Below are 18,167 nucleotides of genomic sequence, written 5' to 3'. Positions count from 1 at the left end.
GCGGCCCGCGCAAACGGGCCGCAGACACAAAGCCCAGCTAGGATCAGACCAGATCAGGCTTTGCCGGAGGAACATAAGGAAGCCGCGCCTTTGCTTTGGTATCAGCGGCACCCGCGTTTCGGATATAACGGTTGTCATCGTCGGCCCGAACGATGTTGACCCAGGTCGGACTGCCACCGGTGGCGCGATGAATCATCAGGCGGCGCTGCTGATCCAGTGCGATTTCCTTGGACAGTGCCTCTGGGTCCCAATTGTGCATTGCGATTTCACGCAGCTCGGCCAAGGCTTCGGCATGGGCAGGATCGTCGATCAGATTGTTCAACTCATTGGGGTCGGCATCGATATCATAAAGCAGCTCATCCACGCCTTCGAGATACATGTATTTCAGCGGCCCTTTCTTCACCATACGACTGACACCAGTCGACCCATCGGCAGCGAATTCAGAGATACAGATGTCATCCATCCCGGAGGTATCGCCGTTCAGCGCGGGCACCAGCGATTCACCGTCAATACCGCCACCCGCATAATCATCGAACGGTTTTCCTGCAGCCAGATCCAGCAACGTGGGCATCAGATCGATCAGCGAGGCATTCTGCTTTACGCGCCCCGGCTTGAAACGGTTGGGCGCATGGACAACGAACGGTATCTTTGCCGCCCACTCAAAGAAATGCTGTTTGTACCACATGCCACGCTCACCCATCATGTCGCCGTGATCGGCGGTCAGAATGATGATTGTGTTGTCGGCCAGCCCACATTTCTCAATCGTTTCGCGCAGCTGAGCCACCTTATCGTCGACATATGAAATCATGCCGTAATAGCCATGTCGCGCGACCCGGCGGTTTTCCGGGGTCACCGTGAATTCGTGGCGGCCCTGACAATAATGAAGGTTCCGGCTGAGGTGATCTTTCTCATCCAACGGAATCTCATCGACCGCCGGATATTCGATCTCATCGTGGTCGTAACGGTCCCAATAATCCTGAGAGATGACGTAAGGAGAATGCGGTTCCGTAAAAGAAACGGTCAGATACCAAGGCTTACCGTCACCCTTGCGTGCCAGATCGTAAATCGCCTGCACGCCGTTGTAAGCGACCTCGTCATCGTAATCCATCTGCATGGTCCGGATCGCAGGGCCGCTTTCAAGGATCGGTGCCATGGTCAGGTTAGTCGGGCGATATTCGCGCCCTTTTGTCCAGTCGACTGTCCAGGCAAAGTTTGCAGGATAGATCTCGGTCGTGTGCCGCTTTTCGTAGCCATGAAACTGATCGGCGCCAACAAAGTGCATCTTACCACTCATTTCAACGTGATATCCTAGGGACCGCAGGTAATGCGCAAATGTGGGAATCGATGACTGGAACTCGCTGGCATTGTCATACATGCGTATATTAAACGGCAATCGTCCCGCATGCATCGATGCACGCGAAGGTCCGCACATGGGCAAATTGCAATAAAAGTTTTCGAAAACAACACCCTCTTCGGCCAGACGCGCCATATGCGGGGCCTTTACGGTTTTGTTTCCCTGAAAAGGCATGGCCGGTCCGGCCATCTGATCCGCCTGGATAAACAAAATGTTCGGTTGTTCAGTTGCCATTGTCTTGCCTCGTTCAGCTTTCAGTCCCGAAATTCGCCCCAGCCCAATCCGCAGGAGGCATATCGCCGCGAATTGCACCGGGTCAGGCCGGCACTATTCGCGGGTATTAAGTACCTGGGCAGCAATAAATTCGAACCGCAAGCAGGGTAACTTGCTGTGTTCCCCGCAGAAAATGACGCTTTTGCCGCCTCAAGTCATTGCCACCAAAGGTCAATCTTAAGAAACAGATTATCTCTGCGCTTACGTGTAGTCAATATTTAATTACCGTCTTTAATTAATTACAATGCGGTTAGAATACATTTGAAGAAGTGAATTGTAGGAGAGTGGCTGTGCAGGATGGCAAGCCCCAAGAACACGGTCAGCCCGAAAAGGGTACAGCGGCCTTGCGGCGACATAACAGGGAATGGCTGGTCAGCCTCATTGCCCGCAGCGGGCCGGTGACGCGTGGTACCCTCGCAGGTCTGACCGGTCTGACTGGCGCGGCAATTTCCCGAATTACGCGCGAACTGATCGACGCCAAACTGGTCCGAGAAGGAGATCCCATCGCCGTACCTGGCCGGGTGGGCCGAAGGGAATACAACCTGTCGATTAATCCGACTGGGGCATTTTTTCTGGGCATTTCACTGACCGCCAACCGGCGCAGTGTAAGCTTGGCAAACGCTGATGGCGAAGTTTTGCGGGCAGCGGATTGCAGCGACATCCCCATAGATGATCCACTGGCATTTCTTACTGAATTGGGAAACCGGGCCAAGACGTTGGCCTTTGACGAAGCGATGGAACGTGATCGCCTTTTGGGTGTCGGGGTTTCTTTTGCCATGTCAGCAGGCCCCGATAGCAGCTCGGGTAACGGCCTCATCAGTTCAGAGCCTTTGGGCTGGAAAGACGTCCCCGTGCGAGACACGCTTTCGCAGTCGCTGAATTTGCCAGTGCAGGTGGAACATCGCGCTAGTGCAATCCTGTGCGGTGAACTTCTTGGGGGGCAAGAGTTAAAAAGCGTCTATCTGATAAATGCAGCTCTTGGCCTGGGCAACAGCGCCTATTTCGATGGTAGATTTCTGACCACCTCGGATCGCGGGTTTGGGGATCTGTCGCACTATTCGACATCGCATTCGGACAAACTTTGCACATGTGGTCGCACTGGGTGTATGGAGGTTGCCGCCTCGGGGAAAGCCATCCTGAACGCGCTCGGTTCCGAGTTTGCGCCTTCGGAACGCGTTGCGACGCGCTTGGCAAAAGCGATAGAAGCCGCGAACGCCGGTGACCCGAGTGTTCGAACCCACTTTCGCGATGCCGGCACGCAGCTGTCTTATGGCGTTGATGCAATCCTCTCTCTTTTTGATCCCGAAAGTGTCATCGTCGCCGGTGAGGTAGGGCGTCAGGCTGATTACTACCAGGGCCTTGTTGACGGACTTGAAAAAGTCGGACGACCCAATGCCCGCGACATCATCATGCAAAGCTCGATAACCTCGGAAGAGGCCGCTGTCAGCGTGGCACTGCAGAATTTCCTCTATTCAGGAAGCCTGATTGGTACGTTGACGCATGCCCTGTAAGCGACCAATTGGCTTGAACCTCAGAAGAACAGGTTCAGCGCCGCGATCGAAACGATCAGGAACAGGATAGTCATGACGCCGCCAGCGCGTACAAAATCAACGACACGGTAACCGCCCGGCCCCATCAAAAGCGCATTGACCTGATGGGTCGGGATAAGGAACGAATTCGAGGTGGCAATCGCCACAGTCAGCGCAAAAATTGACGGATCAGCCCCGGCGCCCAGCGCGATATTGACGGCCAATGGCACCAACAGGACCGTGGCACCGACATTTGACATCACCAGCGTGAAAAAGGTCGCAAGCGCCGCCACGCTGGCCTGAATGACCCAGACCGGCATCCCGTCCAGAACCACAAGCACCTGATTAGCGATCCAAGCTGCCGTCCCCGAGGATTGCACTGCCTGTCCTAGTGGAATGAGACTGGCTAACAGAAAAACTGTCGTCCAACTGACCGCGTTATAGGCCTCATCCATAGACAAAACACGGCTTACGACCATGCCCATCGCTCCGACTAGAAGGCACAGCGAGAGACGCAGGTCGGAAAACAGGATCAGCGACACAGCAACAATAAAGAACAACAAAGCCCAGCCGATCTTTTTCGGGCGCAGATCCTCATGGGGGAAATCGGTGGTGACCACAACGAAATCGCGGTCTTTCTCAAGCCGTGCCAGTGCTTCCCAAGCAGTGTGGCAGACCAGGGTATCACCGGCCTGATACGGGATCTCGCCCAGATCTTCCTGGTCCCGCGACAATGTTTCGCCACCGCGGTAGATCGCCAGAGGTGACAGGCCATAGACTTTTCTCAGCCACAGCCCCCTGCCGGTTTGACCAATCAGACCAGAGCCGGGCGGGATCACCACCTCGGCGATACCTGCCTTTCCAACTCCCAGCGTTTCGACAAATTCATCCAGCTCCGAACTTTCAGTCAGACCGTATTCATCCAGAAACGCGGTTACGGCCTCTTCCGCTGCGATCACGGCGATTGTGGCGGGGGGCGACCAATTCAGTATCTCGCGGCGGCGCAGGATAAGTGCGCCCCTGATAGTGTGTGGCAATGATTTGCAGGTGGTACTTGCGCTGAACCTCATCGATGCTGTGACCCACAAGCGTGCTGCCTTCGGGGATGCGTATCTCATGGATCTGCCCATCCAGCCCGTAGGTGCCGTTGACATAGTCCAACATTGAGTTGCCCGCTGGCCCGTCTGTTGACTTGGTGCTCGGCAGAACGAACCGGCCAAAAATGATAAAATACATCAAGCCGGTCGCCAAAAGACACAGGCCGATAGGGGTTACGGAAAACAGTGAAAAGGTGGTGATCTGCGCATCAGCCGGCAGGGTGTCGTTGATCGACAGGATCAAGTCGTTGAGCAGGATCAGAGGGGACGACCCCACCATGGTCATTGTTCCACCCAGAATGGCACAGAACCCCATTGGCATCAGCAGCCGCGACATCGGAAACCCGGTTCGGGTTGAGATGCGACTGACCACCGGCAAAAACAGAGCCGCCGCACCGACATTCTGCATAAAGCTGGATATTACCCCAACCGCACCCGAGATCATCAGGATCAATCGGTTCTCGGTGCCGCCACCTACCCGTGTGATCCAGGCTGCAACGGTCGACATCACGCCCGTTCGGTCCAGCCCCGCACCGATAATCATGACTGCGATGATCGAAATCACTGCGTTACTGGCGAAGCCGTCAAACAGGCTGCGCACATCAATCAGGTTTTCAAGTCCCGGCACTGCCGTCAGCAATCCCAATGTGACCATGACCAGCACAGCCGCTATATCGACACGGACAATTTCCGAAACAAAAAGCCCGATCGTTGCTGCCAACAGCAACAATACGACGACCATCTCAAATGTAAGCCCCAGCGCGTCCATGCCTCACCTCAGTTTATTCTTGTCCGTATCTCTTATGCCCGGGCACGCCCGTAATAGAGCTGACTGACATGCTCAGCCCCGCTTCCATCACCGCACGCACGGCGGCCGCATAAACACCTGGAGCTGGTGCAGGGCACAATAATCCTCGGCATAGGCGTTCAGTTCTAGTGAGACACGCGGGTTGTAAATCTCAGTCCCCTCGCCAATCGCCCTGCCGGTTTCCGCACGGATTTTGCCCGCGCAACGGACGAGCATGATACGGATAAGCCCGTCCCTGGCGGAGCGCGATGTTTCGCAGATCTGATCAATCAAAGACATGGTCTATCCCAGTCGGTCAGGGACAGGGCGACACATGGCCGCCCTGCTCTGGTGAGTGGTCACAGCCGAGGCTGCTGGGGAATAAGATCATCTTTGTTGATGCCAGCCACAGAGACGGGTTTTTTCATCGCGTCGCGGCGGAATGGCTCGCCCAATTCCTGGTTCAGAACGACCTCGATGAAAGTGGTCACGTTGTCGTTCATCTGCTCTTTGACGGCTGTACGCAGGGCCTCGGTCAGATCGTCCATCGAAGTGACCTGTACGCCCTTCAGTCCGCAACCTTCCGCGATTTTGGCATAGTTCACGTCCAGGTTCAGTTCGGTGCCGACAAAGTTGTCGTCAAACCAAAGTGTCGTATTTCGCTTTTCCGCCCCCCACTGATAGTTGCGGAAGATCACCATAGTTATAGGCGGCCAGTCGTCGCGACCACAGGCAGTCATTTCGTTCATCGAGATGCCGAATGCACCGTCACCCGCAAACCCGATGACCGGCGTGTCGGGGTTGCCGATCTTTGCACCCAATATCGAGGGCAGACCATAACCGCACGGTCCGAACAGGCCTGGCGCCAAATATTTCCGCCCCTTTTCGAATGTCGGATAGGCGTTGCCAATGGCGCAGTTGTTGCCGATATCCGAACTGATGATCGCATCCTCGGGCATCGCCGCCTGTATCGCGCGCCAAGCCATACGGGGGCTCATCCGCTCGGGGTCGCGGGCGCGGGCGCGTTCGTTCCAGGTAATGCCCGGATCGTCATCTTCGTGATCCATTGACGCCAGTTGCTGCGCCCAGGTGGATTTCGCAACGGCAATCGCGTCTTCACGTTCCTTACGACCAGCGTCGCCCGCGTGTTCGCCCAATTTGTCAAGAATCTGCTCGGCGACCATGCGTGCGTCACCCTGAATGCCCACTGCAACCTTCTTGGTCAGACCGATCCGGTCTGCATTGATGTCGACCTGAATGATCTTGGCGTCGTTGGGCCAGTATTCGCTCTGATAGGCGGGCAGCGACGAAAACGGGTTAAGCCGTGTGCCGAGGCATAAAACCACATCCGCTTTCGAAATCATCTCCATCCCAGCCTTGGAGCCATTGTAACCCAGCGGGCCACAGGACAGCGGATGCGAGCCGGGGAAAGCGTCGTTGTGCTGATAGTTGCAACAAACCGGCGCTGAAAGACGCTCGGCCAAACGTGCGCTGGCATCGACGCCGCCAGACAGGATCACGCCCGCACCGTTCAGGATTACAGGGTGTTTGGCGTTGCTAAGAAGGTCCGCAGCCGCGCTGATCGCGTCAGCATCACCGCGCGGATGTTCGATCCGTACCACCTGTGGCAGTTCGATGTCGATGACTTGCGTCCAGTAGTCGCGCGGAATGTTGATCTGCGCCGGGGCAGAGCCGCGGAACGCTTTCAGAATGACCCGGTTCAGAACCTCGGCGATGCGGGTTGGATCACGCACCTCCTCCTGATAGCAGACGGCATCCTTGAACAGGTTCATCTGCGGCATTTCCTGGAATCCGCCCTGCCCGATGGTTTTATTGGCCGCCTGGGGCGTGACTAGCAACAGCGGCGTATGGTTCCAGTAGGCGGTCATGATTGGCGTTACCAGGCTGGTGATACCGGGACCATTCTGGGCGATAGCCATGGACATCTTACCTGTGGTGCGGGTGTAGCCATCGGCGCTCATGCCGGCGTTAACCTCATGCGCGCAATCCCAGAACTTGATCCCCGCTGCCGGAAACAGGTCTGAGATGGGCATCATGGCAGACCCGATAATCCCGAATCCATGTTCGATCCCATGCATCTGCAGAACTTTGATAAAGGCTTCTTCAGTCGTCATTTTCATGGCACTGTTCCCTGTTGAGATTTGAAGTCAGTCTTAAACCCGGCGGTCCGGTATCACCTGTGATCCTCAAGGATCATGTCGCTGGCTTTCTCACCGATCATAATGGCCGGAGCGTTGGTATTGCCGCTAACGATCGCGGGCATGATCGAGGCGTCCGCCACCCGAAGCCCGCGCACCCCATGCACACGCAACCGGTCATCGACTACGGCCTGTGGATCATTGCCCATGCGGCAAGTGCTGGTGGGGTGATAGATCGTCTGGCTGATATTACGTGCGGTATCCAGCAGCTCTTCGTCGGTCTGCGGGTTGTTGTTGGGGACATGTTCGCGCACGACGTAAGGCTTCAACGCATCGGTTTTCGTCATCGCCCGTGCAAACTTCACAGCCCGGATCGCGCAAAGCTCATCCGCAGGGGCAGATAAGTAGTTGGGCACGATCTTTGGATAGTCAGTCGCGTTGGGGCTGGTGATATGGATATGGCCGCGGCTTTCCGGCCTAAGCTGGCAGACAGATGAGGTGATGCCCGAAAACGGGTGCATCTCGATCCCAGGCTTGTCCGCGCTCAGCGGCTGGAAATGGAATTGGATATCGGGGGTTTCAAGCCCCTCCATCGACTTTGCAAACACCGCCACTTGGCTTGCGCCCAGGCTCATCGGCCCTTTCCGGCGGATCATATAGTTCATACCGATGCCAATGCGCGGGATCAGCCGGTTAATGGCATCATTCAGTGTCGGCACATTGACTTCGTAAACCAGACGAATTTGCAGGTGATCCTGCAATGCCTCACCAACGCCCGGCAACTCGTGGCGCACATCCACGCCAGCCCGGGTCAAAACCTCACCACGACCGATCCCCGAAAGCTCTAGAATTTGCGGCGAACCAATCGCGCCGGCGCTCAACACCACCTCTCCGCCGGGATTGAGCTGAGCGTGCTGCGGGCGCCTCTTGATGCTATAGCTGACGCCATCAACCCGCTTGGGATCCTCTGCGTCAAAGGTCAGCCCTTCGGTCAGCGCATGGGTAATGATGGTCAGGTTGCCGCGAGATTTTGCCGGATTCAGAAAGGCACGCGCGCTTGAACATCTAAAGCCACCACGGGCTGTCTGATGAAAATACCCCGCGCCCTCCTGATCCTGACCATTATAGTCTTCGGTTCGGGGGACGCCCATTTCAACGGCGGCACCAATAAACGCCTCGGCAATATCACTTTTGGCGCGAATGCGCGACACCGACAATCCGCCACTGGCGCCGTGCAGATCGGTTTCACCATCCTCATGCTGCTCTGACCGCTTGAACAACGGCAGAACCTCGTCCCAGCCCCAGCCCTTGTTGCCCAATTGGGCCCAATGGTCGTAATCCTGCTTTTGCCCGCGGACATAAAGCAGCCCATTGATTGAACTTGAGCCCCCAAGTGTCTTGCCCCGCGGCCAATCCAACGAGCGGCCGTTCAGCCCTTCGTCAGGTTCGGATTTGTAGCACCAGTCTGTGTTGGGGTTGTGCAACGTTTTGAAATACCCAACCGGAATATGAATCCATGGGTTGATGTCCTTGCCACCCGCCTCGAGCAGCAACACCCTGTTTTTCGGGTTCTCTGACAATCGGTTGGCCAGAACACAGCCTGCGGAACCCGCCCCGACAACGATGAAGTCATACGACATAAACTGAAACCTCGCCCAAGTTTGCGGCATGGCGCCAATAGGCGCACCATTCGCGATGCACATGTCCCGGTTGAGCGAAGAAATGCACTTGCGTCCAAACTGGAATCACCGCAGATCCTTATTGATTACCGTTGTATATTATTATTCTTGATAGAATCAATAATTTTTTCGATTGGCGGATTTCCAGCGCTCCATTTCCTCTAATAGTGATGATTTCTATGATTTATTTAGCGCCACACGGCCCGTGTATGTTTCGACACCCTCTTCAAACTGGGGCAGAAAACTATTTCTTGCTATCGGTAATTTTAATAATTCTCCGGACGCCCTTCGCTATCTCACCCCAACCAAATCAACACCATGTTCTGCCGCCGCTTATGCCCCTCTACCGTTTTCTTCCGCCACACACGATCAGACGCGCACGCTCGTTGGAATGGCCATGCCTTTGAGCTAACAGCCTGGCCGCGCCTTCCGCGGTTTCTTTCAAACGCTGTCAAGCAACTTGGCAATGCCGAGCTCAACACAGTACGTATGCTGGCTGGTTCCGAAGCGGGCTGAAAGACAACGGGATACATAACTGCACCCCCGGCGCGCTCAGCACCAAATGGAGCAATTTGACACCGCCTCGGTCCAGCATTGGCCCAACTGCGGGCTGGCGTTCCGGCATTCTTTCGAATATCGCTCGAAACATCATTCAAACCCCGGCAAATTTCAAAACGGATCGCGTATTTTGCTCTTCACAATAGCTGATAGATTCGGTTGCTTTTCCACGGGGCATTGCGCGAGTGCGCGGTATTCTGGCGCTTCAGCGCTGTGTTTTGACAACAAATCATGTGTCGTGGATACAGTCGGCACGGCGGCCGGGCTGATTGCCAACAAAGAAGATGTATTGCGGCCGGCTTTTCTGAAAGATCTGGACATCCGCAATATATGCCCCGGCTTGGGCAACCTGAAAGTCATCAAAGACGTTTTGTCGGAACTGCGCGTCGGTAGCAGGTACATTGACATTTCGAGTGGTATTAGCGGCTGCCTCCTCCCTTTGAGCGCCGGCCAAATAATGCTCAAATTCAAAGCCCTTCAGCAAAAATTGACCCTCGCCTTTCAGAAACCAAACCGCATTCGCAAGGATTTCCCGGTCGATCATTCCCTGGCGACCAGAGCGAGTTCCTTAGGCACCTACGATCTGACAGTGGACACTAGTTCGAACAATTTCACACCGACCACTATCCAGAAATTTTTGAGAGCGCTGAAGACCAAGAGAATAAACGTGTTCGCCTATCAATCAGTGTTGCAAGATTAGGAAAATTTCGGCCACTCCGCAGGCCTTCGCAAATTGTCTTTCCTGGAGGTTTTCGGTTCGCCCAGAGGCGTGTCTGCCCAAGATATTGCCCGAGGCCTTTTTGGCGGCAATCAAGGACAGGTAGCGAATTGGATCCAAGGAGCCAGATCGTGGCATTGACGCTTTCTGGCAGCATATCTGCGTTTGCGGTTCGGGGCAGCGTTGTGGGTTGCAATTTCATTGCGATGCTCGCGATCGGCTCGATGGCAGAGCCGTCAACCTATGGCGCATTTGTTTTTCTATGGTCCGGCGCACTCTTGTTCTCCTCACTGATCTCTTTTGGTGCGCCGCTATACCTGCTCAAGGAAATGGCACTCTCTCTCACGTCTGGCGGGTATGACGCCAGCACTGCGGCCCGGCTTATCTTTGTCTTTCCTTTCGCGCTGACTGCAGTTGCTGTCCCGGTAATCCTGCACGCCGGACCCCACATCATCGCGTTCTTTCCCGATTTACCCGGCACCGACAGCACCGCACTGATACTGCTGGTACTGCTAGGCTTTCTGATCAACCTGAACAGCTGCATGTGCAGCCTGTTTCACGGCCTGAACCTACTAAACACCTCGATGTTTCTGAAGGACGCCGCTCCTCAGTTTTTTGCTCTGACCAGCACCGCAGTCCTGTTTTTCGCGGCCGAGGTGAAACTGACCTGGATGCTTGGAAGCACTGCAGCCTTGCTGACGCTGTTATGCCTGTTTGAAGCTGTTTTATTCCTGAGCCTCAACCGAAAGGCCGGGCTGATCCGCCGAAAAGGGAGATGCGGTTCGTTCACGCCTTACTATTGGGGCGGCACGATCACCGGCATTGCTTGGGCTCAGATCGATATTCTGATCGGAGCGTACCTGATGAGCGCCGAACAGCTGGGCCTTTACAATATCGTGCGCCGCATCTGCAATTTCGTGACACTGCCCCTGTCGATCGCAACCTGGCTCACCGTTGGCAAGTTCTCGCGCGTTTCAGGCTAAGGACGCCGGAGCCCTGTAAGACACAGTGCGCGCCTCGCTGATGCTGTCAAACGGAGCTGGTGCGGTTCTGACACTGGTCGTCATCGCGCTGATCCTGCCAATTCAAAGTTTCTACAACTTTCCGGCCCAAACAAAATTCCTACCGGTCTGGGGTATCCTGATCATCCAAGCCGTCACCAGCCTGCTCTTTGCTCCGTCGACGACCATGGCCCAGACATCGGGGTTGGAAGCCAGCGCCATGTTTGCCCGTCTGTGGGGAATTGCCGTTTACCTGCTTTTGGCAGCAACCTTGTCAGCATGGTTCACCGGACCGGTGCTGAATGGTGTAGCTTTGCTGGCGGGCACTCTTGCGCTCAACCTCTATGTCTGGTGGAGAGTAACAGAACGCTTCGGCATCGATTCATCAGCGTTCAGTTTAGTTCGGCGGGCGTAGTAGAGATGTTCACTCTAACTCATAACCCACACTTCTTGAACGGGATCACGCGTACTTGGCATGGCGCTGGAACGGTAGTGGGCTCGGCTGCGGTCAAAAATGGCTTGGTATGACACATAGCAAGGTCACTCATCACGCCCGAACATACAACATCGGTCCTGATCGTAGTTCGCGGCAGCGTTTTGACTTACTAAGTGTCCTGTTTTTCCTGACCGGATTTGCCCCAGCCATTGTCTCGCTAGCGCTGGTTGGTGCTGCATCGGTAGTTGGAATTTTGTGCATTCCCGCGACAAAGAAGCAGCTATCCAGAGTACCTAGGGAGGCTGTGTATTTTCTGATTGCCGCATTATACACGTTGACCGTGACTGCTCTGTCCTGGGGTGGGCAAGCAAACCTCTTTTCCTTTTTTGCAGAAGGCAAAGTTGCGGGGCTGCTTTTTTGGCTTTTATTTTGTGTTTCTTTTTCGGAAAGACACATGTGCCTGCAAAAAGAAATTACCTGACGTGGACACTAATACTCGTTAATGTAGGATATTTTTTCGCCTCTGGAACCGAATTTCGCTACATTGACAAGCCCCCTTTGGGAGCATGATTTCAATTTATATGTCAGTGGTACTTGCTCTGGCTTTCCTGTACGAAAGCCGGCTCCCTACCAAGGGAATATTGTTTGGATTGATCCTTTTTCTGGGCAGCAGCACTGGCCTTGCAGCGCTACTTGCAGGTGTAGCAGCTAAATGGCTGAAATCAAAAAACAGAATCTCTCCTCTCAGGGTTGTTGTGTTTTCAGTTCCCCTTTGCGCCTTACTATTTCTTCCTTATTATTATACACTTACATATCGAGACCGCGACTTGCTGAACCTTGAAAGTCTGGATCGATATCAATTGGCTTATGCTGGCGTCTTCTATATTCTTGAGACAATCACGTTAGATAAGTTTTTGTTTGGGTACGGTGTAGGCTCCGACCTTACCGGGATATTCAACTTTTTCCCTGTAAATGCGTCTGTGTTGTTTTGGGTTCAAAACTCAAGAGCCATTGACGGATTTACCGGCTTGGTATTTCATAACGAATTCCTGAGAGTCTTTGTTAATTTTGGACTTATTGGATCAGTTCTAATTTGGGGTTCATTAATGAAATTTCTCACAACCCCATCCCTAAAATGGGCAATACTGGCTGCGTCTCTATTAAACTCCACCGTCTACATTACGCCCATTTTCATTTTTTTGCTCATTTCGGAAATGATATGTCGCTCTCGGAGACGAGAAATGTTGGATTAGTTTTGTACCGTTTCAGTCCACCTGTTGTTGCTGCACGGAAACGTTGCTCTCGCGTCGACCTGAGCACCTTAGTAATACGCAATAGGTATTAACTTTTAACTTGAAATTGACACTTTGACGAAAGCTCCCTTGATGAAAATCCTGCACGTATCGCCTTCCTTCTACCCGGCAGTTGCCTTTGGTGGGCCAATTTTTTCGACGCGCGCCATTACGGATGGGGTCGCTGCTAATCCCGCAATCTCGGTGCAGGTTTTGACCACAGATGTGGCCGATCCCAACAGCAAAGCCCGGCTGCATCTGGATCAGAACCCAGCGAAATTTGAAAGCGGATGTTCCGTTCGATATTGTCGGAGTTTGGCCGGAACTTCGATATCTGCCGAGTTGCTATGGCGACTCGTCAAAGAGATTCGCTCTGCCGATGTCGTACATCTAACAGGGCCTTATAACTTTCCCGTCATGCCGACGCTCTTACTATGCCGCCTATTTGGCAAGGCATTGGTTTGGTCTCCGCGCGGAGGCTTTCAGGCCACGGCGCAATGGAAGGCGGCGCCAAAACGACGGGTCAAAGATTTCTTCGAAAAACTGTGCGGAGTACTGCGACCGCGCTCTTTGGTTCTTCACGTGACAGCCGAAGTCGAAGCCGAAACCAGCCGCCGGAATTTGGGCAATGTCAGCAGCGCTCAGATTCCCAACGCAATTGATGTCCCTGCCGACCTGCCTGAACGCAACTGGCGACCCAAATGGATGTTACGGCTTGCTTTCCTTAGTCGTATCCACCCCAAGAAAGGGCTTGAAGTGCTTTTTGAGGCATTGGCGGACCTGCCCGAGCACGTGGTTCTGGACATTTACGGCGACGGAGATGCTGACTATCTTGTTACATTGCAATCAAAAGCGAGCGAGCTTGGAATTGCACACCGGACCAGTTTCAAAGGCCATGTGAACGGTGCACAAAAGTCGCGCGCATTTACGGATTGCGATTTGTTTGTCCTGCCAACTCATTCCGAAAACTTTGGAATAGTCGTTGCCGAAGCATTGGCGCATGGCACTCCTGTCATAACGACCTTCAACGCGCCGTGGGAAGGTTTGGAAAAAGAGAACTGCGGGCGATGGGTTGAGGCTTCGAAGGATGCTATCGCAGCGGCGATAGTAGATCTGGTTGGTCTAGACCTAGCCGAGATTGGCATAAAGGGCCGGGATTGGATACGGCGGGATTTTTCCACGCCAGGAATGGTGCGCCGTTTTCTTGAGCTTTACCGCTCTATGCAGACATGAATTTATTGAAAATAAGGAGAAAAAATTAAAATGGCGCACCTCACCGTTGTCATCCTGACATACAACGAAGAGCGCCATGTCGCCCGCGCCATTGGCTCTGTGCGCGACGTTGCGCAGCGGATTGTGGTGGTCGACAGCGGATCGGACGACCGTACGACAGAGATCGCCCGAGGTCTTGAGGCTGAGGTCCTGAGCAATCCATGGCGCAACCACGCCACCCAGTTCAATTGGGCACTGGACCAGCTGGCCGATCAGACAGAATGGGTGTTGCGGCTGGATGCGGATGAGATTGTCTCGGATAAGCTCGCAGGCCAGATCTCTGCGGCAATATCTTCCGCGCCAGACACAACTGACGGCTTCACTGTTGGTCGCCGCATGTGTTTTCTGGGGCGGCCCATTCGCCATGGCGGCTTGTTTCCGACCGCGATGCTGCGCCTGTTTCGGCATGGCAAGGGACGATGTGAGAACCGTTGGATGGACGAGCATATCAAGGTCGAGGGCAACACCGGCGCTCTGTCCGGCGAGCTGCTGGATGACAATCTCAACAGCCTTTCTTGGTGGACGGACAAGCATAACGCATATGCCAGCCGGGAAGTCGTCGACATGCTGAACCACGAGTTCCAGTTTGTGCCCATTGATACGGTGGCGGGCCTGGGCCAGGGGCAAGCCGGTGTGAAACGGTGGCTGAAGGAAAAGGTCTACGCCCGAATGCCGGGGGGTTTACGGGCGTTTTTGTACTTCCTCTACCGCTACGTTCTGCGCCTTGGATTTCTGGACGGGCGCGAAGGGTTGGCATTTCACGTGCTGCAGGGGTTTTGGTACCGGTTTCTGGTCGATGCCAAGCTGCAGGAAGTGCGCGGGTACATGGACCGGACAGGCGACAGCGCCCCAGAGGCGATCCGGGCCGTATTGAGAATTGAAGTTTAGGCAGGACCCGAGTTCAAAAATAATGAAGTTTTCAATTCTTACAGCGGTTTGGAACCGTGCCGAAACTCTTCCGGATGCCTTGAAAAGCCTCGATACTCAGAGCTACGACAACTATGAACACGTGGTTCAGGACGGAGCGTCTAACGACGGAACGCTGGAGTTACTAAACGGGCGAACTGATCCTCGGATGCGGCTTGTTAGCGAGCCGGACAAAGGGATCTACGACGCGCTGAACAAGGCGACAGCCCGGGCGACCGGCGATGTGATCGGCTTGTTGCATTCGGATGACTTCTTTGCGCATAGGGATGTGCTGGCGCGGGTCGCGCAGATATTTCAGGACACCGATGCAGATGCGGTTTATGACGATCTGGACTACGTCTCGGGACAGGATACCAACAAGGTTATCCGCCATTGGGTTTCTGGAACTTACAGCCCCGACAAGTTGAAACGCGGGTGGATGCCGCCGCATCCCAGCCTGTTCATCAAACGTGATGTCATCACGCGCTGGGGTGCTTATGATGACAATCTACGAATATCGGCCGACTACGAGAGCATTCTGCGGTATTTTGGCAAAGGCGGTATTTCCGCCGCCTACATCCCGGAAGTACTGACCAAGATGCGCCTTGGTGGAGCAAGCAACGGGAGCATCCGTCGGATTCTCCTGAAAACAAAAGAAGACTATGAAGCAATTCGGCGCAACAGGGTTGGTGGAGCCTCCACACTTGCTCTGAAGAATGTGCGGAAGGTGCCGCAACTTTTTTTGAGTAGAGCCCCATCAAAGTAACATTGCTTGGCAAAATTATCACCTTGGCCGATTTTAGGGCCATCGCCTCGGTTTCTTCTGAGCTACAATTTGATCTCGCCGAGATTGGACCGAGGCGGAGTTAGAAAACGAACTTAATCGCAATGTCAAAAACGAAACTCACGCTCTACATTGTGACCGGTGAGAGAATGCTTAGAAACGAGGAAGCGCAGCGCTAACCGGTTCATGGATGTCCCGCCAAGTCCTAACGTCTGCACCGCGCATACCGGCGGCTTTCAAGGTTTTGAAGCCAAACTTGACCAAAAAGCACGGGTGAAGTTGACGGCATTGGCGTGCACCTAAGTTTTGTTGCTTTTGTAATTTAGGGTCCAAGCCCAATCCCTGAACTTATATTTCAAAGCAGCTTGCAATGCCGCGACACATTCCGTTGCCTTTCGTCCTGCGGATCATTTTCCTGCAACACTCTGAAAATGTTTCCTTTGATGCCCCAAGCATCGTAACCTTAGATAAGTTTTGACGTCGCCGGTTTGGAATTGCAGGCTTGTGACGCAGAAAACCGGGGGAGTGAGCATGCATAAAGTAACTATCGTCGGGGCCGGGATTGCCGGGCTCACCGCGGCTCTTCGTTTGTTGGAGCGGGGATACCACGTCACACTGTATGAGCAGGACAATTTCATTGGCGGAATGTTGCGGTCCCATAAGGAGCACGACCACGGTGATTATCCGCGCGAGCACAGCTATCACATGCTGTGCAATTGGTATTACAACTTCTGGTCGGTCGCAGAAGACCTTGGAATCGAAGACAACTTTACACCGCGCGAAGCCTTCAAATTCCTCTATGATGGTGATCTCGACAACATGCCGGAAATGGTGAACCCGGGCGGCATTCAGGATTTCTATCGCAACCTCACCGGCGGCGCGGCGCCGCCTGCTGAACTCTTCCTGTTCATGTATTCGATGATCGATCTGCTTTCGATCCCGGACAGTGAAGATGACAAGCTGGACCGAATGTCGTTCAACGGCTGGTTGCGTGGACGGCCCTATTGCACCGATGAGGTCGCCCAACTTCATGAGAAGATCTGGCAGACCGTCTGGGCCATCGACAGTTGGCAAGCCTCAGCGCGCAGCTACAAAACCTTCCTGAAGTACGGCAACCGCGTTCCGGTTCCGCAGCTTTGGCTGTTTGATGGGTCCAAGAAAGAAACTCTGATTGATCCCTTCCACAAAAAGCTTGATCAGTTCGGAGACCGGTTTGAGCTCAAGTACCGCCACCGAATTCGCGAAGTGCATCCCAATGCAGACGGCACTCGGATCGAACGGCTGGTGTTTGACAAGGTAACCAAATCGCCATCAGTTAACCCCAAATGGGGGATCGCAAAGAAAGACATCGAAGTGGATGTGAACGATGAGAACGTGATCATCAGTATTACACCCGGTGCAATGGCATCGATGGTGACCGATGATTTGTACAATGCCGACCCTACCCTAGGCCAGTTGAGGTATCTGGAGGCCGAGCCGATGGCGTCGGTGGAGCTTTATCTCAAGCGGAAACTACCCGGCATCCCTACGGAAGTGGTGGTTTTCATGGATACGCCCTATGAGATGACGTTCCTCAACTACTCGGCGACGTGGGGCCTCAAAAACACCTTCCTTTATGTGACGGTATCGGATTTCAAATCGCTGTTGTCTGTAAAACCCGAACGCCGGGACGAAAACCAGAACCTCATTCTGGATCTCAAAAACCCCAAAACCGCGATCGACTACATTCTGCGAGAAATCACTGCCAAGTTAGAAATAACCGAGGCCGACATCGATCTGTTCCAAACCTCTGTCGACACAAATACGGGCGAAGAGCTTTTTGCCAATCTAACCGGCAGCTGGGAACATCGCCCCGAGGTCAACACCAAGTTCGAAAACCTGTTTCTGGCAGGAACTTATGTCAGGAATTTCGCTGATGTCTCGACTGTCGAAGGCGCTTGTGCAACTGGGCTGATCGCGGCTGAAGGCGTACGTCAGGCCGCGCAGAGAGAACCAGACAAAGGCGACGCAGGTAAACCGGTAGAGGTGATTACGCCCGATTTCTATCCCAGTCAGATGTTTCAGACGCTCAAGATCGCTTGGGCACCTTATGCCGCCAGTGCAAAAGCCTGGACGCTTGCGGACAAAGCGCTGGGTATCAACAAGCTATGGCCACCAAAAGACTTCAAGTTCCCGAAGTCGAAATTCACGCCAAGCCCAGAGAACCTTGGTTCCCTGTTTACGGATTGGCTGCCTGCAAGTAAGTGGAACGAAAAGACTTTGGGCCTTGGTCCAATGTTCTGGAACTATACAGAAGACGGCAAGCCCCGTAAAAAGTAACCA

16 protein-coding genes are annotated in these 18,167 nt (G+C 54.0%); 10 read left to right on the top strand and 6 right to left on the bottom strand.

Features of this window, described 5'->3' with window-relative positions:
• Positions 1 to 43 precede the first annotated feature (43 nt).
• Positions 44 to 1,588 (bottom strand): choline-sulfatase, encoded by a 1,545-nt coding sequence (gene betC, locus AC2FI9_RS16785; RefSeq protein WP_496769204.1) that lies wholly within the window; start codon positions 1,586 to 1,588, stop codon positions 44 to 46.
• A 329-nt stretch (positions 1,589 to 1,917) separates the two neighbouring features.
• Here betC and AC2FI9_RS16780 point away from each other — a divergent pair, with 329 nt between their 5' ends.
• Positions 1,918 to 3,138: an ROK family protein gene (locus tag AC2FI9_RS16780; protein WP_496769203.1), complete on the top strand. Its 1,221-nt coding sequence runs from the start codon at positions 1,918 to 1,920 to the stop codon at positions 3,136 to 3,138.
• Positions 3,139 to 3,158: 20 nt separating this feature from the next.
• Here the strand turns inward: AC2FI9_RS16780 and AC2FI9_RS16775 are convergent, their stop codons facing one another.
• The 5 genes from AC2FI9_RS16775 to AC2FI9_RS16755 form a co-directional block, all read right to left on the bottom strand.
• Positions 3,159 to 4,115, bottom strand: a complete 957-nt coding sequence (locus AC2FI9_RS16775) for an SLC13 family permease (protein ID WP_496769201.1) — start codon at positions 4,113 to 4,115, stop codon at positions 3,159 to 3,161.
• Positions 4,075 to 5,022, bottom strand: a complete 948-nt coding sequence (locus AC2FI9_RS16770) for an SLC13 family permease (protein ID WP_496769200.1) — start codon at positions 5,020 to 5,022, stop codon at positions 4,075 to 4,077. The genes AC2FI9_RS16775 and AC2FI9_RS16770 overlap by 41 nt, the downstream gene beginning before the upstream one ends.
• 87 nt (positions 5,023 to 5,109) lie before the next feature.
• Complete coding sequence (locus AC2FI9_RS16765; RefSeq protein ID WP_496769197.1) at positions 5,110 to 5,340, bottom strand: hypothetical protein; 231 nt, start codon at positions 5,338 to 5,340, stop codon at positions 5,110 to 5,112.
• A gap of 59 nt (positions 5,341 to 5,399) precedes the next feature.
• Positions 5,400 to 7,181, bottom strand: a complete 1,782-nt coding sequence (gene xsc / locus AC2FI9_RS16760) for a sulfoacetaldehyde acetyltransferase (protein WP_496769195.1) — start codon at positions 7,179 to 7,181, stop codon at positions 5,400 to 5,402.
• Positions 7,182 to 7,234: 53 nt separating this feature from the next.
• Positions 7,235 to 8,839, bottom strand: coding sequence for a GMC family oxidoreductase (locus AC2FI9_RS16755; protein WP_496769193.1), 1,605 nt, complete (start codon positions 8,837 to 8,839; stop codon positions 7,235 to 7,237).
• 601 nt (positions 8,840 to 9,440) lie between these two features.
• Between AC2FI9_RS16755 and AC2FI9_RS16750 the strand changes: the two genes are divergently transcribed.
• From AC2FI9_RS16750 to AC2FI9_RS16710, 9 genes are all read left to right on the top strand, one after another.
• Positions 9,441 to 10,136 (top strand): UDP-glucose 6-dehydrogenase family protein, encoded by a 696-nt coding sequence (locus AC2FI9_RS16750; protein ID WP_496769191.1) that lies wholly within the window; start codon positions 9,441 to 9,443, stop codon positions 10,134 to 10,136.
• A 149-nt stretch (positions 10,137 to 10,285) separates the two neighbouring features.
• On the top strand, positions 10,286 to 11,137 hold the full coding sequence (locus AC2FI9_RS16745; RefSeq protein ID WP_496769190.1) for a hypothetical protein: 852 nt from the start codon (positions 10,286 to 10,288) through the stop codon (positions 11,135 to 11,137).
• A gap of 40 nt (positions 11,138 to 11,177) precedes the next feature.
• Positions 11,178 to 11,570 (top strand): hypothetical protein, encoded by a 393-nt coding sequence (locus AC2FI9_RS16740; protein ID WP_496769189.1) that lies wholly within the window; start codon positions 11,178 to 11,180, stop codon positions 11,568 to 11,570.
• 55 nt (positions 11,571 to 11,625) lie between these two features.
• Positions 11,626 to 12,072 carry a hypothetical protein gene (locus tag AC2FI9_RS16735; protein WP_496769187.1) on the top strand — a complete coding sequence of 149 codons (447 nt, stop codon included), beginning with the start codon at positions 11,626 to 11,628 and terminating at the stop codon, positions 12,070 to 12,072.
• Between the two features lie 85 nt (positions 12,073 to 12,157).
• Positions 12,158 to 12,844, top strand: coding sequence for a hypothetical protein (locus tag AC2FI9_RS16730; RefSeq protein WP_496769185.1), 687 nt, complete (start codon positions 12,158 to 12,160; stop codon positions 12,842 to 12,844).
• A 132-nt stretch (positions 12,845 to 12,976) separates the two neighbouring features.
• Positions 12,977 to 14,116 (top strand): glycosyltransferase, encoded by a 1,140-nt coding sequence (locus AC2FI9_RS16725; RefSeq protein ID WP_496769184.1) that lies wholly within the window; start codon positions 12,977 to 12,979, stop codon positions 14,114 to 14,116.
• A gap of 30 nt (positions 14,117 to 14,146) precedes the next feature.
• A complete protein-coding gene (locus AC2FI9_RS16720; RefSeq protein ID WP_496769181.1) occupies positions 14,147 to 15,043 on the top strand; it encodes a glycosyltransferase family 2 protein in 897 nt (298 codons plus the stop codon).
• 22 nt (positions 15,044 to 15,065) lie between these two features.
• Positions 15,066 to 15,827: a glycosyltransferase family 2 protein gene (locus tag AC2FI9_RS16715; protein WP_496769177.1), complete on the top strand. Its 762-nt coding sequence runs from the start codon at positions 15,066 to 15,068 to the stop codon at positions 15,825 to 15,827.
• Positions 15,828 to 16,376: 549 nt separating this feature from the next.
• The gene (locus AC2FI9_RS16710) at positions 16,377 to 18,164 is read left to right on the top strand and encodes an FAD-dependent oxidoreductase (RefSeq protein ID WP_496769175.1); all 1,788 of its coding nucleotides are present in this window, start codon (positions 16,377 to 16,379) and stop codon (positions 18,162 to 18,164) included.
• The last annotated feature ends 3 nt before the right edge of the window (positions 18,165 to 18,167 follow it).

This window comes from Ruegeria sp. CDSA246 (assembly GCF_059611225.1).
The sequence above is the reverse complement of the archived record's forward strand: the minus strand, read 5'-3'. Positions and strand labels throughout refer to the sequence as shown.

What these genes read in the sequence shown, in the direction of transcription:
- AC2FI9_RS16770 (WP_496769200.1), bottom strand. Translation starts at nt 5,022, where the DNA reads ATGGACGCGCTGGGGCTTACATTTGAGATGGTCGTCGTATTGTTGCTG.
- AC2FI9_RS16740 (WP_496769189.1), top strand. Translation starts at nt 11,178, where the DNA reads ATGCTGTCAAACGGAGCTGGTGCGGTTCTGACACTGGTCGTCATCGCG.
- AC2FI9_RS16720 (WP_496769181.1), top strand. Translation starts at nt 14,147, where the DNA reads ATGGCGCACCTCACCGTTGTCATCCTGACATACAACGAAGAGCGCCAT.
- AC2FI9_RS16765 (WP_496769197.1), bottom strand. Translation starts at nt 5,340, where the DNA reads ATGTCTTTGATTGATCAGATCTGCGAAACATCGCGCTCCGCCAGGGAC.
- xsc (WP_496769195.1), bottom strand. Translation starts at nt 7,181, where the DNA reads ATGAAAATGACGACTGAAGAAGCCTTTATCAAAGTTCTGCAGATGCAT.
- AC2FI9_RS16755 (WP_496769193.1), bottom strand. Translation starts at nt 8,839, where the DNA reads ATGTCGTATGACTTCATCGTTGTCGGGGCGGGTTCCGCAGGCTGTGTT.
- AC2FI9_RS16725 (WP_496769184.1), top strand. Translation starts at nt 12,977, where the DNA reads ATGAAAATCCTGCACGTATCGCCTTCCTTCTACCCGGCAGTTGCCTTT.
- betC (WP_496769204.1), bottom strand. Translation starts at nt 1,588, where the DNA reads ATGGCAACTGAACAACCGAACATTTTGTTTATCCAGGCGGATCAGATG.
- AC2FI9_RS16715 (WP_496769177.1), top strand. Translation starts at nt 15,066, where the DNA reads ATGAAGTTTTCAATTCTTACAGCGGTTTGGAACCGTGCCGAAACTCTT.
- AC2FI9_RS16710 (WP_496769175.1), top strand. Translation starts at nt 16,377, where the DNA reads ATGCATAAAGTAACTATCGTCGGGGCCGGGATTGCCGGGCTCACCGCG.
- AC2FI9_RS16750 (WP_496769191.1), top strand. Translation starts at nt 9,441, where the DNA reads ATGGAGCAATTTGACACCGCCTCGGTCCAGCATTGGCCCAACTGCGGG.
- AC2FI9_RS16730 (WP_496769185.1), top strand. Translation starts at nt 12,158, where the DNA reads ATGATTTCAATTTATATGTCAGTGGTACTTGCTCTGGCTTTCCTGTAC.